This is a genomic window from Herbaspirillum sp. CF444, assembly GCF_000282135.1.
In the GTDB taxonomy this organism is placed as follows: domain Bacteria; phylum Pseudomonadota; class Gammaproteobacteria; order Burkholderiales; family Burkholderiaceae_D; genus Herbaspirillum.
The window spans coordinates 57,455-70,943 of sequence record NZ_AKJW01000058.1 but is presented as its reverse complement, the minus strand read 5'-3'; the positions used below and the strand labels follow the sequence as shown (position 1 = coordinate 70,943).

9 protein-coding genes are annotated in these 13,489 nt (G+C 59.8%); 4 read left to right on the top strand and 5 right to left on the bottom strand.

The window, feature by feature from the left end; all coding sequences use genetic code 11:
- The first annotated feature begins 151 nt into the window (after nucleotides 1-151).
- Nucleotides 152-1,312, top strand: coding sequence for a D-alanyl-D-alanine carboxypeptidase family protein (locus PMI16_RS10790; RefSeq protein WP_007879364.1), 1,161 nt, complete (start codon nucleotides 152-154; stop codon nucleotides 1,310-1,312).
- A gap of 107 nt (nucleotides 1,313-1,419) precedes the next feature.
- On the opposite strand, the gene ahpF is transcribed toward PMI16_RS10790, so the two are convergent.
- The 4 genes from ahpF to PMI16_RS10770 form a co-directional block, all read right to left on the bottom strand.
- Nucleotides 1,420-3,018: an alkyl hydroperoxide reductase subunit F gene (gene ahpF, locus PMI16_RS10785; protein WP_007879362.1), complete on the bottom strand. Its 1,599-nt coding sequence runs from the start codon at nucleotides 3,016-3,018 to the stop codon at nucleotides 1,420-1,422.
- A 265-nt stretch (nucleotides 3,019-3,283) separates the two neighbouring features.
- Complete coding sequence (gene ahpC / locus PMI16_RS10780) at nucleotides 3,284-3,847, bottom strand: alkyl hydroperoxide reductase subunit C (RefSeq protein ID WP_007879356.1); 564 nt, start codon at nucleotides 3,845-3,847, stop codon at nucleotides 3,284-3,286.
- 455 nt (nucleotides 3,848-4,302) lie between these two features.
- Nucleotides 4,303-6,171: a phosphoenolpyruvate carboxykinase (GTP) gene (locus tag PMI16_RS10775; protein WP_007879355.1), complete on the bottom strand. Its 1,869-nt coding sequence runs from the start codon at nucleotides 6,169-6,171 to the stop codon at nucleotides 4,303-4,305.
- A 492-nt stretch (nucleotides 6,172-6,663) separates the two neighbouring features.
- On the bottom strand, nucleotides 6,664-7,548 hold the full coding sequence (locus PMI16_RS10770; protein ID WP_007879354.1) for a LysR family transcriptional regulator: 885 nt from the start codon (nucleotides 7,546-7,548) through the stop codon (nucleotides 6,664-6,666).
- Nucleotides 7,549-7,733: 185 nt separating this feature from the next.
- On the opposite strand from PMI16_RS10770, the gene PMI16_RS10765 reads away from it, so the two are divergent.
- Nucleotides 7,734-8,729, top strand: a complete 996-nt coding sequence (locus PMI16_RS10765; protein WP_007879353.1) for a zinc-dependent alcohol dehydrogenase family protein — start codon at nucleotides 7,734-7,736, stop codon at nucleotides 8,727-8,729.
- A 90-nt stretch (nucleotides 8,730-8,819) separates the two neighbouring features.
- Complete coding sequence (locus PMI16_RS10760) at nucleotides 8,820-9,806, top strand: D-2-hydroxyacid dehydrogenase family protein (protein WP_007879352.1); 987 nt, start codon at nucleotides 8,820-8,822, stop codon at nucleotides 9,804-9,806.
- Here PMI16_RS10760 and PMI16_RS10755 read toward each other — a convergent pair.
- A complete protein-coding gene (locus PMI16_RS10755) occupies nucleotides 9,784-10,530 on the bottom strand; it encodes a hypothetical protein (protein WP_007879346.1) in 747 nt (248 codons plus the stop codon). The genes PMI16_RS10760 and PMI16_RS10755 overlap by 23 nt on opposite strands.
- A 344-nt stretch (nucleotides 10,531-10,874) precedes the next feature.
- Between PMI16_RS10755 and PMI16_RS10750 the strand changes: the two genes are divergently transcribed.
- On the top strand, nucleotides 10,875-13,475 hold the full coding sequence (locus tag PMI16_RS10750; protein WP_007879344.1) for a chemotaxis protein CheW: 2,601 nt from the start codon (nucleotides 10,875-10,877) through the stop codon (nucleotides 13,473-13,475).
- The last annotated feature ends 14 nt before the right edge of the window (nucleotides 13,476-13,489 follow it).

Below are 13,489 nucleotides of genomic sequence, written 5' to 3'. Positions count from 1 at the left end.
ACCATGAAACAGGAAGACACTGCAAGCAAACAGACGCCGTAAAGCCTTATTGTCAGGCTCGGCGTTTATAATCCCGGTGCGATGTTCACTCATCTCTTTTCAAACGACAGTCCCGCGAGCAGTCCGGCGGGACACATTTTTACACCTGAAGATGAAAAAACTACTCGCGGCTGTTGCCGCAACCGCCCTGACCTTGTCGGTCACTTTCTCGGCAGCAAGTGCCCAGACCCTTCCACCTCCCGGCGTCGCCGCCAAATCCTGGCTCCTGCTGGATGCCTCGAGCAACCAGATCATGGCTTCGCAAGAAGCCGACATGCGCGTCGAACCGGCATCGCTGGTCAAGCTGATGACGGCTTACCTGGCCTTCGCCGCCGTGCGCGACAAGCGTCTCGACCTGAATCAGGAAATCAACGTTTCCGTCAACGCATGGAAGGTCGATCCGAGCAGCTCCAAGATGTTCATCGAACCGAACAAGCCGGTGTCGGTCAACAACCTGCTGTACGGCCTGATCTCGGTCTCCGGCAATGACGCGGCGGTGGCGCTGTCCGAAGCCGTGTCCGGCACCACCGACGCCTTCGTCGTGCTGATGAACCGCGAGGCGCAACGCCAGGGCCTGACCGGCACGCACTTCAGCAATCCGCACGGTTTGCCCAGCCCGGATACGTACACGACCGCGCGCGATCTGGCGATCCTGTGCCGCAACCTGATCAACGACTTCCCCGAGTTTTACAAAACCTATTACTCGGTCAAGAAATTCACCTACAACAACATCACCCAGCCGAACCGCAATCGCCTGCTGTGGCTGGATCCGACCGTTGACGGCATGAAGACCGGCCACACCGAAAGCGCCGGCTATTCGCTGATCACCTCCGCCAAGCGTCCGGTCGCCAACGGCGAGCGCCGCCTGATTTCGGTGGTCATCGGCACCGTCTCCGATCAAGTCCGTACGCAAGAAAGCCAGAAGCTGCTGAACTGGGGCTTCCAGAACTTCGACGCGGTGAAGCTGTACAGCAAGGGCCAGGCCGTCGACACGCCTGACGTGTGGAAGGGTTCGCAAGGCAAGATCAAGATCGGTTTCCTGCGCGACGTCTACGTGACGGTACCGAAGGGCACCGCCGACAAGATCAAGCCGCGCGTTGAACGCAACGATCCGCTGATCGCGCCGATTTCCGAAAACGCCAAGGTCGGCACCCTGAAGGTCATGATTGACGACAAGGTGGTCACCGAATTGCCGCTGGTGGCATTGGAATCGGTTGGTCCTGCCGGCATCTTCGGCCGTGCGTGGGATTCGATGCGCCTGCTGTTCAAGTAATCCCGCAACATCGCTTGGCGCCGGGAAGTTTCGGCGCAATAAAAAAGCCACCTCGCGGTGGCTTTTTTACGTCTGGCTTACTACTGAAACGCATACGTCAATCGCTATCAGGCTGCGACAGCTTCCTTCGCAGCGACGACCGGCGCTTCTTCCGGCGCCGAAGTGCGGATCAGGTGATCGAAAGCGCTCAGCGCTGCCTTGGAGCCTTCACCCACTGCAATCACGATCTGCTTGTACGGCACCGTCGTCACGTCGCCTGCTGCGAACACGCCGGGGATAGACGTCTGGCCCTTGGCGTCGATTTCGATTTCGCCGTGCTTGGACAGGGCAACCGTACCCTTGAGCCATTCGGTGTTCGGCACCAGACCGATCTGGACGAAGACGCCTTCCAGTTCGACGTGCTTCACTTCGCCGCTGACACGTTCCTTGTAGCTGATGCCGTTGACCTTCTTGCCGTCGCCGGTGATCTCGGTAGTCTGCGCCGAGGTGACGATGGTGACGTTGGGCAGGCTCTTGAGCTTGCGCACCAGCACCGCATCGGCCTTCAACTCCGCAGCGAATTCCAGCAGCGTGACATGACTGACGATACCGGCCAGGTCGATTGCCGCTTCCACGCCGGAGTTGCCGCCGCCGATGACCGACACGCGCTTGCCCTTGAACAGCGGACCATCGCAATGCGGGCAGTAAGCCACACCGTGGTTGCGGTATTCGTCCTCGCCCGGCACGTTGACTTGCCTCCAGCGCGCGCCGGTGGACAGAATCACGGTCTTGCCCTTCAGGACGCCGCCGTTGGCCAGCTTGACTTCGATCAATCCGTTACCCGGCACCAGTGCTTCGGCGCGTTGCGTGTTCATGATGTCGACGTCGTAAGCGCGGACGTGCTGCTCCAGCGCAGTCGCGAACTGCGGGCCTTCGGTTTCCTTGACGGAGACGAAGTTTTCAATCGCCAGCGTGTCCAGCACCTGGCCGCCGAAACGTTCGGCGACGACGCCGGTGCGGATGCCCTTGCGCGCTGCATAGATCGCAGCAGCCGCGCCGGCAGGACCGCCGCCGACGATCAGCACGTCATAGGCTTCCTTCGCGCTCAGTTCTTCACCCTTGCGCGCTGCGGCGCCGGTGTCGAGTTTGGCGAGGATTTCTTCCACGCCGGTGCGGCCCTGGCCGAACACTTCACCGTTCATGTAGACGGTCGGCACGGCCATGATCTGGCGCTTCTCGACTTCGTCCTGGAACAGCGCGCCGTCCACCGTCACCGAACGGATGCGCGGGTTGATGATCGCCATCACGTTCAGCGCCTGCACGACTTCCGGGCAATTCTGGCAAGTCAGCGAGATATAGGTTTCAAAGGTGTAATCGCCATCCAGATTGCGGATCTGTTCGATCACCTTGTCGTCGAGCTTGATGGGGTGGCCGCCGACTTGCAGCAGCGCCAGCACCAGCGACGTAAATTCGTGGCCCATCGGGATACCGGCGAACTGCACGCTGATATCGGTACCGGGGCGATTCAATGAAAAGGACGGCTTGCGTGCAGCGTGATCGTTGCGCTCGACCAGCGTGATGCGCTCGGACAGCGTGACGATTTCCTGCAGCAGCTCCTGCAACTCACGAGACTTGGCGCCATCATCCAGCGACGCGACGATCTCGATAGGCTGCGTGACCTTTTCCAGGTAGGCTTTTAATTGGGCTTTGAGATTGGCATCCAACATGGTGATTTCCACTTTCCTCTGATGTGAGATTTCAATATTGTCCGGACTCCGTCGCTCGGCCTCGTGAGCTCTGCGGCGTTGCTTGCGCCGAGCCCGGACTGGTACTTCAGTGTTTGTTTCTTTACTTCTAAATACTAACTAATGCATTAAATCGTCGAGTGGGCGTAGCGAGCGGTCCGAGGTCGAAGCGAGAAGCGCAGCCGTACGGATGTACGGTGAGCATCACAGCTTTGAGGTCGGGCCGCGCAGTAGCCCAATCGGCGATTTAGATCTTGCCGACCAGATCCAGGGATGGCTTCAGGGTTTCTGCGCCTTCAGTCCACTTCGCCGGGCAAACTTCACCTGGGTGCGAAGCAACGTATTGCGCTGCCTTGACCTTGCGCAGCAGTTCGGATGCGTCGCGACCGATACCGTTGTCATGGATTTCCAGAACCTTGATCTGGCCTTCCGGATTGATGACGAAAGTACCGCGCAGTGCCAGGCCTTCTTCTTCGATCAGGACTTCGAAGTTGCGAGCCAGCGTTGTGGTTGGATCGCCGACCAGTGGGTATTGCACCTTCTTGATGGCGTCCGATGTGTCGTGCCATGCCTTGTGCGCGAAATGGGTGTCGGTCGACACGCCGTAGATTTCCACGCCCATCTTCTTGAATTCAGCGTAGTTGTTGGCCAGGTCTTCCAGTTCTGTCGGGCAGACGAAAGTAAAGTCAGCTGGGTAGAACACGAACACGGACCATTTGCCCTTCAGGCTTGCTTCGGTGATGTCGACGAATTTGCCGTCGTGGTAAGCAGTTGCCTTGAATGGCTTGATTGTCGTATTGATCAGGGACATTGCATTTCCTTTACTTAGGGGTTGAAAGAGAGTGAAGAGATAGTAAAGTGCCTCTATATATTAATCAAATTTATTTGTTTAATACTTTCGATTGCATTTGACTATCGACATTCGTATGAAACGGCATGCTGCGTGTAACAAGGGATAAGAGGCATATGGGCACGAAGACGCCATATGCAACCATGGGCTTTACCCTTCCCCGCTGCGCCGCCAAAGGCGATCGCTTACACTGCTGACTTGCCGTTCAGTAGAAATCGGGAGACGGGCTTCGTTCCCGTCGCAATATTACTTCAGCACGGCAACACGCGTGTGACCAGTCCAAGACAAACACGCCGCCCGGTGAAGGTGCAGGACCACATGCGCAGCGTGCTGCAGACTATCTGCGGCCATAAAAAAACGGCCATCGAAAATCGACAGCCGTTTTCCTTAACAGTGCAGAGAGCTCATCGGCGGGATCAGGCCGCCAACTTCTTCTCCAGCGCGACCTTCACTTCGACCAGTTCCTTCGGCAAGTTGTGCTTCAGCTTGTCGAACAGCTCGGTGTGCAACTCGACTTCCTGGGACCAGGCCGCCTTGTCGATCGAGGTGATCAGGGCGAACTGTTCCGGCGTGAAATCGATGCCGTCCCATTGCAGGTCTTCGTAACGCGGCGACACGCCGAAGATGTGCGGCGTACCGCCGACGCGCACGCCTTGCGGATCTTCGATGCGTTCCAGCATCCACTTCAAGACGCGCATGTTGTCGCCGAAGCCGGGCCAGACGAACTTGCCGTCGGCGTCGGTACGGAACCAGTTGACGCAGTAGATCTTCGGCAGTTCGGCAGGCGAGGCGGCGATCTTGCGGCCCAGGTTCAGCCAGTGCTGGAAGTAGTCGCTCATGTTGTAGCCGGCGAACGGCAGCATCGCGAACGGATCGCGGCGCACCACGCCTTGCTGGCCGACGGCGGCGGCAGTGGTTTCCGAACCCATGGTCGCGGCCATGTAGACGCCTTCCACCCAGTTGCGCGCTTCGGTCACCAACGGCACGGTGGTCGAACGGCGACCGCCGAAGATGAAGGCCGAAATCGGCACGCCGGCAGGATCGTCCCATGCAGCATCGATCACAGGATTCTGTGTCGCGGCGACGGTGAAGCGCGCGTTCGGATGCGCAGCCTTGCGGCCGGTTTCCTTGGCGATTGCCGGCGTCCAGTCCTTGCCTTGCCAGTCGATCAGATGCGCAGGCGCTTCCTTGGTCATGCCTTCCCACCAGACATCGCCGTCGTCGGTCAGTGCGACGTTGGTGAAGATGGTGTTGGCGCGCAGCGACGCCATGCAGTTGAAATTGGTCTTTTCGTTGGTGCCCGGGGCAACGCCGAAATAACCCGCTTCCGGATTGATCGCATACAGGCGACCGTCCTGGCCAGGTTTGATCCAGGCGATGTCGTCGCCGATGGTGGTGACTTTCCAGCCGTCGAAGGCTTTTGGCGGAATCAGCATCGCGAAGTTGGTCTTGCCGCACGCCGATGGGAAAGCTGCTGCGACGTAGTGTTTTTTACCTTCAGGCGACTCCACGCCGAGAATCAGCATGTGTTCTGCCAGCCAGCCCTGATCGCGGCCCATGGTCGACGCAATGCGCAGTGCGAAGCACTTCTTGCCCAGCAGCGCATTGCCGCCGTAGCCGGAACCGAAAGACCAGATCTCGCGGGTCTCAGGGTAGTGAACGATGTACTTGGTGGCGTTGCATGGCCAGGCGACGTCTTTCTCGCCTGCTTGCAGCGGCGCGCCGACGGTGTGCACGCACGGCACGAAATCGCCGTCCGCGCCCAGCACGTCGTACACGGCCTTGCCCATGCGCGTCATGATGCGCATGTTCACGGCAACGTAAGGCGAATCCGACAATTCCACGCCGATGTGCGCGATCGGCGAACCCAGCGGCCCCATCGAGAACGGCACGACATACAAAGTACGGCCGCGCATGCTGCCGGCAAACAGACCGTTGAGGGTCGTGCGCATTTCGGCGGGGTCGGTCCAGTTGTTGGTCGGGCCGGCGTCTTCCTTGTTCTTGGAGCAGATGAAGGTACGGTCTTCCACGCGCGCCACGTCCGACGGATCGGAGCAGGCCAGGTAGCTGTTCGGACGTTTTTCCTGATTCAGCTTCTTCATGGTGCCGGCGGCGACCATCTCGGCGCACAGGCGATCGTATTCTTCCTGCGAACCGTCGCACCAGTAGATGCTTTCCGGCTTGGTCAGCGCGGCGATCTCGGTGACCCAGTTGATCAGTTTCTGGTGTTTGACGAAAGCGGGGGCGTTCACTGCGGCGACGCCTTCCATGACAGGTTGATTCATAAACACTACCTCCAATGCCTAAAGTTAAATCGAATTCGTTGGCACGGCAGGATCGTCGTTGCATGCAGCCGGCGAGGCGGGTGGCGCCATCAGCCGGTGGTACGGCGGTCTTGTCGAATGCTTCAGGTCAGCAGGCCGGATGAGCCGTGGTCATCACTGAAACCGTTCATAAATGCGCTGCCGGAAATCGCTCCGCAGCCGCTGCTTTTATGAAAATCAGGCGGCGATTGTACACCCGTACCCTGCTTAATTGTAGTGAAAAGTAACCGACTAATGTAGTAGGAAATTTGCTTTTAACGCGATCGCGTTTTTTCATTACGAAGCAGTGCAGCAAAAGGTATTTCCTGAGATTTCGCCTGCCGAAGCCTTACTGAATGGACATCGTGGGAATATCAAAGTGCCGCAGGACAAACGACCGATTTGTTGTCAGCGCCTGACCGACATTGCTGTGCAGCAGCAAAGAAGAAAATGAGGATAAATGAAAAATGATGTTTAAAAGACAGCAGCGACGAAATCGACGAAAGCCTTGATTTTCGCCGCCCGATGATGCTTCTGCTGAAACAGCACCGACACGTCCGGCCCCGGCGCCAGCCAGTCCTGCAACACCGGCACCAGCTCGCCGCCGCGCACCGGCGGAATCAGCGACACCGACATCTGCTGCACGATGCCGCAACCGGCCTTGGCGGACTCGATCAGCGACTCCACATGGTCCATCGCCAGCGCGCCTTGCGGGATGTGCGTATAGCTGTCCTTGCCGTGGGTAAATTGCCATGGGCGCACCATGCGCGATTTGGGATTGAGGAAGCCGAGACAAGCGAAATCCGGCAGCTCCTGCGGCGTCTTCGGCGCGCCATGACGCTCGAGGAAAGCCGGCGAGGCGCAGGTCATGAAACTGGTCTTGAACACCGTTTTCGCAATCAGGTTGGAGCTCGGCAGATCGCCGATGCGGATCACCACGTCGACACCCTCTTCCACCATGTCGATCATGCGGTCGCCGACGGTGATCTTCAGCGCGATGTCCGGATATTGCGCAAGGAATTTGGGCAAGGCCGGCGCAATGTACTGCCGGCTGATGACGCTGGGCATGTCGACCCGCAAGGTGCCGGCAGGCGTAGCGTTCGACTGCATCAGCCCCTCTTCCAGCTCGCTCATGTCGCCAAGCAACTTCAGCGCCTGCTCGTAGCATTGTCGGCCCTCTGCGGTCAGCGACATGCTGCGCGTGGTGCGGTTGAGCAGCTTGATGCGGAAGTGCGCCTCCAGCGCGGAAATCTGATTGGTCACCGACGACGTCGAGATACCGAGACGATCGGCGGCGCGGCTGAAGCCACCGGCCTCGACCACGCTGCAAAACACTTTCAGGGCATCCAGTCGGTCCATGCTCTTCTCGCTTTTTTAAGTTTTGCGTCTTGCGTGCCGTTTTTGGCCGCAATCGATTATCCACGTTTTCATCATTCTGTATTGTGGCCTGCCCCGTTTTTCTGCGTCCTTTCCCTCTCTACACTGGCTCCATCGCTGAAGACACACCACTCGGCGCCCAGCCATCACCATCGAAAGGAAATGTCATGAACACCATGCAAGCCGTCCTGCTCAACGCGCACGCCACACCGCTGCAAGTCACCCATATCGCCCTCCCGGTCGCCGGCCCCGGCCAGGTGCTGGTGCGCATCCTCGCCAGCGGCCTGAACCCGCTCGACGCCAAGATCCGCGCCGGCAAAGCCGGACATGCCCAGGCGCAATTGCCGGCGGTCCTCGGCATCGACATGGCCGGCGTGGTCGAAGCCGTCGGCGCCGGCGTCGCCGGCTTCAGCATCGGCGACGAGGTCTACGGCATGACCGGCGGCGTCGGCAACGTACAAGGTTCGCTGGCGCAATTTGCCGCCGTCGACGCCGACCTGCTGGCGCGCAAGCCATCCAATATCGGCATGCGCGACGCCGCCGCCCTGCCGCTGATCTTCATCACCGCCTGGGAAGGCCTGGTCGACCGCGCGCACGTGCGCACCGGTCAAAAGGTATTGGTGCATGGCGGCGCCGGCGGCGTCGGCCATATCGCAGTGCAGATCGCCATCGCCTTCGGCGCCAAGGTCTACGCCACCGGCTCGGCCGAACAACGCGACACCATCACCGCCTACGGCGCCACCTTCATCGACTATCGCGCCGCCACGGTGGAAGAATATGTGCAGCAATACACCGACGGCGAAGGCTTCGACATCGTCTACGACACCGTCGGCGGCGCCACGCTGGATGCCTCCTTCGTCGCCGCACGCCGTTACCACGGCCACGTCGTCAGTTGTCTCGGCTGGGGCACGCACGCCCTGGCGCCGCTGTCGTTCCGCGCAGCGACTTACTCGGGAGTCTTCACGCTGATGCCGCTGCTGAGCGGCAAGGATCGCGCTCATCATGGCGAAATCATGCAAGAAGCCACCAAGCTGGTCGAAACGGGCAAGCTCGTCGTGCAGGTCGATGAACGCCGCTTCGGCTTCGATCAGGCCGATGCTGCCTATGACGTCATCGACGCCGGTGGCGCGCGCGGCAAGCTGGTGATCGAAATGGCAGCCTGATCTTCTTGCCGTTGAAAAGGTCGCGGCAAAAATCCGGCGGGCGTTTTATGATGTGGTTTTCCTCAACACCGACCGCCCTCCGGAGACCCTATGAAGATCGCCATCCTCGACGACTACCAGGACAGCGTCCGCCAGCTCGACTGCTTCAAGATGCTGGAAGGACATGACGTCAAAGTGTTCACCAACAGCGTGCGCGGTGCCGGGCAACTGGTCGCGCGTCTGACGCCCTTCGACGCCGTCGTACTGATTCGCGAACGCACGGTCTTCAACAAGGCATTGCTGGAAAAACTCCCGGCGCTGAAACTGATCTCGCAAACCGGAAAAGTCAGCGGCCACGTCGATGTCGCCGCCGCCACTTCGCAGCGCATCGCCATCGTCGAAGGCGTCGGCGATCCGACCGCGCCGGCGGAACTGACCTGGGCGCTGATCATGGCCGCCGCGCGCCGCGTGCCGCAATACACCGCCAACCTCAAGGCCGGCATCTGGCAGCAAGTCTCCGCCGTACCGGAACACAATCCCCTCGGCGTCGCACTCAAGGGCCGCACGCTCGGCATCTGGGGCTACGGCAAGATCGGCCGCATGGTGGCCGGTTACGGCAAAGCCTTCGGCATGAAGGTGGTGGTGTGGGGTCGCGACGCCAGCCGCACGCAGGCACAGCAAGACGGCTATACCGCGGCAGAGAGCAAGGAAGAATTTTTTGCGACGTCGGATTTCGTCTCGGTGCATCTGCGCCTCAACGATGCCACGCGCGGCATCGTCACTGCTGCAGACCTGGCACAGATGAAGCCGACCGCCACCTTCATCAACACCAGCCGCGCCGAACTGGTGGCCGCAGGCGCGCTGGAAGCAGCGCTGCAACAAGGCCGTCCCGGTTTCGCCGGGCTCGACGTATTCGAAACCGAACCGCTGCCGCAGGATTCGCCGCTGCTGCGCATGGACAACGTCGTCGCCACGCCGCATCTCGGCTATGTGGAAAAAGACGGCTACGAGTTGTATTTCCGCGCGGCGTTCCAGAATATCGTCGACTTCGCCGCCGGCACGCCGAAGAACGTCCTCAATCCTGAGGCGTTGGCTTGATCCTCACCGGGATCGGCGGCGCATACTGCGCATGCGACACCTTCCATAGATGCATCCAGCCGGGCGGCCACGACAACGGCGGCCCGGCGTAAGGCGCGACACCGCGCCGCACGGCAATCACCGGCAACTGCTCCGGCATCGGCCCGGCGTGATCCCATCCCATGCTGTACGCATGATCCGGCAACAAGGCATCGCACACCGAGGCGAACCACTCGGTGTGATCTTCATCGCGGCCCAGCGCCTGCGCCAGTCCATGCGGATCGAATTGCGCGAGTGCGCTGGCCAGTTCCTGCGCACTCGCGCCCGGCACATCGCCCCAGCCGAAAACAGGATTGAAGTTGTAATCCGCGCCCGAACCGTACCAGCCTTCGCGCCAGGGACGCTCGCTCCATTGCCGCGGTCCCGCGAACAAATGCCAGCGCCAATGCAAACCCGACGGCTTGGGCCAGCTGTATAAATACAAACGCTGATAACCGGCGGCATGCAGTTCCCGCACCATCGCCATCAGCCGCGCATGCGGCATGCGATCCGGCGGTGCGCGGCGAAACAGGATGGGCGTGCCGTCGGCGTGCTGCACTTCATCGGAAGACAGATTCAGATCGAGCGTGCGCACCTCGCTGCCGAAGCGCGCAGAAATCCACCCCGTCAATAAGTTGACGGAGACGATGACGCCATAGCCGCGATGACGATGAAAGATGACGGTGCCGGGAGCAATCGGTTTCATATCCCCTCAATTTTATCCAACTATAAAAATTCTGACTGACGGCAGCATGACTGTTATGTGACGTCGCCCGGACTTAGGTGTGCCTGCTTCCCCAAAATTCAACGCGACAGTTTCTCTTCCTTTTCAAACCCGTTCGAAATTTCCACGTGGAAATTTAAAAACCTAGTCTGTACGCGGCTTTGCAGACCATCTTGTAGACAACATGAATATCGATTCATCAATAAAATGCGTGGCACGCAATTTGCGTAGTGACAACTGAGCGTCGACATTAACTCAGAAATTTTTACAAAACATAAGCACGGCGCGGATAGGTTCTTGCGGACTTCTTCAATTAAAGGGACAACATGAGCGAACACGTAGCGATTCAAACCGAGACCTTCCTGCCATACATGCGCGATGTGACGAAATGCGAACAGTCATTGCAGGAGCTGAATCTGATGTGGCGCGTAATCGAAGCCTCGGCCAAAATGAATTGCCCCGGCGAAGCCAAAACCATCCTGCCGACCATGGCGGCGACGCGCACCGGCTTCAGCCGCCTTGAACGCGAGTTGGTGGCCAGCCTGGTCCAGGAAAAAGTCCGCAACGTGCTCACCGAGATCGGCACCAAGGCGCAATACGTGATCGACATCGTGGTCCGCAATCTGTTCGAGCGCACCGCCGACGTCGGCTTTCTCGCCACTGATCGCGAATTGTGCAATTTCGTCGCCGGCATCACCGACAACACCGACGCGATCCGCTATCGCCTGCGCGAGTACCGCAACAAATACACCGTCTACGACGAGATCATGCTGCTCGACACGGCAGGCAACGTGCTCGTGCAGATCGATCCGGCGACACCGCTGGAACACAGTACCGACGCGCTCATCGCCGAGACGCTCAACTCCGATGCCTATGTCGAGACCTTCCGTTTCAGCGATCTGCGGCCCGGCAAGGAACGCGCGCTGATTTACTCGCGCCGCATGCAGCATCCCCAAACTGGTGCGGTGGTCGGCATCCTCTGCCTGTGCTTTCATTTCGAAGAAGAGATGGCCGGCATTTTCTCTTCGCATCGCGATGCCGAATCGCGCTCCAACATGCTGCTGCTGGACGCCGACAACCGCGTCATCGCCAGCGCCGACAAGCTGTGGGTTCCGGTCGGCACCGAAGTGCCGGTCAACCGCGACGGCAATGCATCGCTGATGCTGTTCTGCGGCCGCGAATATCTGGTGCGCACGGTGTCTTCCGATGGATATCAGGGCTATCCGGGACCGAGCGGTTGGCAAGGCCAGGTCATGATTCCGGTGGAAGTCGCCTTCAGCGGCGTCATCAGCGACGCACTGACCAAGCTGCCGTCCGACATCGCCGAGGGCTTGCTGTCGCATGCGGAATCCTTCTGCCCGCCGCTGTTCGACATCATGACCGCCGCCAAGACCATCCAGCGCATCGTCTGGAACGGCCAGGTCATGACCGCCGGCCAGCGCGGCGAAATGCTCAAGCTCAAGACCATCCTCGACCAGATCAGCGAGACCGGCAATCGCAGCAATGAATTGTTCGCGCAGTCGATCCATGACCTCTACCAGACCGTGCTGGTGTCCGGCATGCGCGACGCCGAATTCACCACCAGCCTGCTGGTCGACCTGCTTGACCGCAATCTGTATGAACGCTCCGACGACTGCCGCTGGTGGGCGTTGACGCCGGAGCTTCGTACCGCTCTGGCGCAGCCGGAGCAAGATCAGGCGACGGTGGAGAAGATGACCAACATCCTTGCCTACATCAACGGTCTTTACACCGTGTATACACGCATCTTTGTCTACGACCGGCACGGACGCATCGTCGCCAGCACCGGCGACAATACCGCCGCGATGATCGGCACGCATGTCGATGAAGACAGCCTCAAGCAAGTGCTGTCGCTGCGCACGCAGCAGCAATACTACGTCAGCCAGTTTGCTACTACGCCGCTGTACGACGACAAGAACACTTACATTTATCACGCGGCAATTCGCGATCTCGAGAATGAAGCCACCGTGGTCGGCGGCATCGGCATCGTTTTCGATTCGACGCCGGAATTTTCCAACATGCTGGCCAGCGGCATCACCGGCAAGAAGAAGATGACCGCCTTCTACATCGACCGCAACGCGCGCATCATCTCGACCACCGACGACAAGCGCGCCGTCGGCGACACGCTCGAAATCGATCCGGCGCTGCTGGCTATCGCCAACGGCGGACGCGCGTCGCAAGTCACCGTGCATGACAATGAATACGCCATCGTGGCCTGCTCGGTGTCCAGCGGCTATCGCGAATTCAAGGTCAGCGACGGCTATCAGGAAGACATCATCGCCGTCGTCTTCGAATCCTTCGGCGCGGTGCAAGGTGCAGGTTCGCAAACCGACAGCCGCCAGTTCCTGCTGGAGAGCGATCCTACCATCACCGACGGCAGCGAATACGCGACCTTCTTCAGCGACAACAATCTGTTCGCCATCTCGGCCGCGCATGTTGTGGAGGCGGTTCCCTACAGCGCCGTGCTGCCGACATCGATGGGATCGCGTGTGGAACAGATCGGCGTGCTGGGCTTGCAGCGCGACGATGCGGACAATAAGCACAAAGAATTCATCTGGGTCTTCGACCTCGGTCAGATGATGCGCGGCACGCGCTCGACCGTCAGCGGCAGCAGCCAGGTGATGATCGTGCGCGAAGGAGAGCACACCATCGGCCTGCTGGTCGATGAATTGCACGCCGTACCGCAATTCAATCCCGGCCAGATCATCCACACGCCCTTCGCCGTGCAAGGGGCGTCGATGCTGGTGACGCAGGTCATCAAGGCCAACAATGGCCAATTGCTGATCCAGGCCATCGACGTCGAACGCCTGTTCGCGCTGCTGATCGACGGCCAGATTCCGATGCCGCCGGAGGTGGCTGAACAGGCCGCCGAAAATACCGGCTCGACGCTGCAGCTCATGGCAGCCTGAGGCCGCACAGTGCT

Excerpts from the sequence above, each read along its gene's own strand:
- PMI16_RS10770 (WP_007879354.1), bottom strand. The coding sequence starts at position 7,548 with ATGGACCGACTGGATGCCCTGAAAGTGTTTTGCAGCGTGGTCGAGGCC.
- PMI16_RS10760 (WP_007879352.1), top strand. The coding sequence starts at position 8,820 with ATGAAGATCGCCATCCTCGACGACTACCAGGACAGCGTCCGCCAGCTC.
- PMI16_RS10750 (WP_007879344.1), top strand. The coding sequence starts at position 10,875 with ATGAGCGAACACGTAGCGATTCAAACCGAGACCTTCCTGCCATACATG.
- ahpF (WP_007879362.1), bottom strand. The coding sequence starts at position 3,018 with ATGTTGGATGCCAATCTCAAAGCCCAATTAAAAGCCTACCTGGAAAAG.
- ahpC (WP_007879356.1), bottom strand. The coding sequence starts at position 3,847 with ATGTCCCTGATCAATACGACAATCAAGCCATTCAAGGCAACTGCTTAC.
- PMI16_RS10755 (WP_007879346.1), bottom strand. The coding sequence starts at position 10,530 with ATGAAACCGATTGCTCCCGGCACCGTCATCTTTCATCGTCATCGCGGC.
- PMI16_RS10765 (WP_007879353.1), top strand. The coding sequence starts at position 7,734 with ATGAACACCATGCAAGCCGTCCTGCTCAACGCGCACGCCACACCGCTG.
- PMI16_RS10775 (WP_007879355.1), bottom strand. The coding sequence starts at position 6,171 with ATGAATCAACCTGTCATGGAAGGCGTCGCCGCAGTGAACGCCCCCGCT.
- PMI16_RS10790 (WP_007879364.1), top strand. The coding sequence starts at position 152 with ATGAAAAAACTACTCGCGGCTGTTGCCGCAACCGCCCTGACCTTGTCG.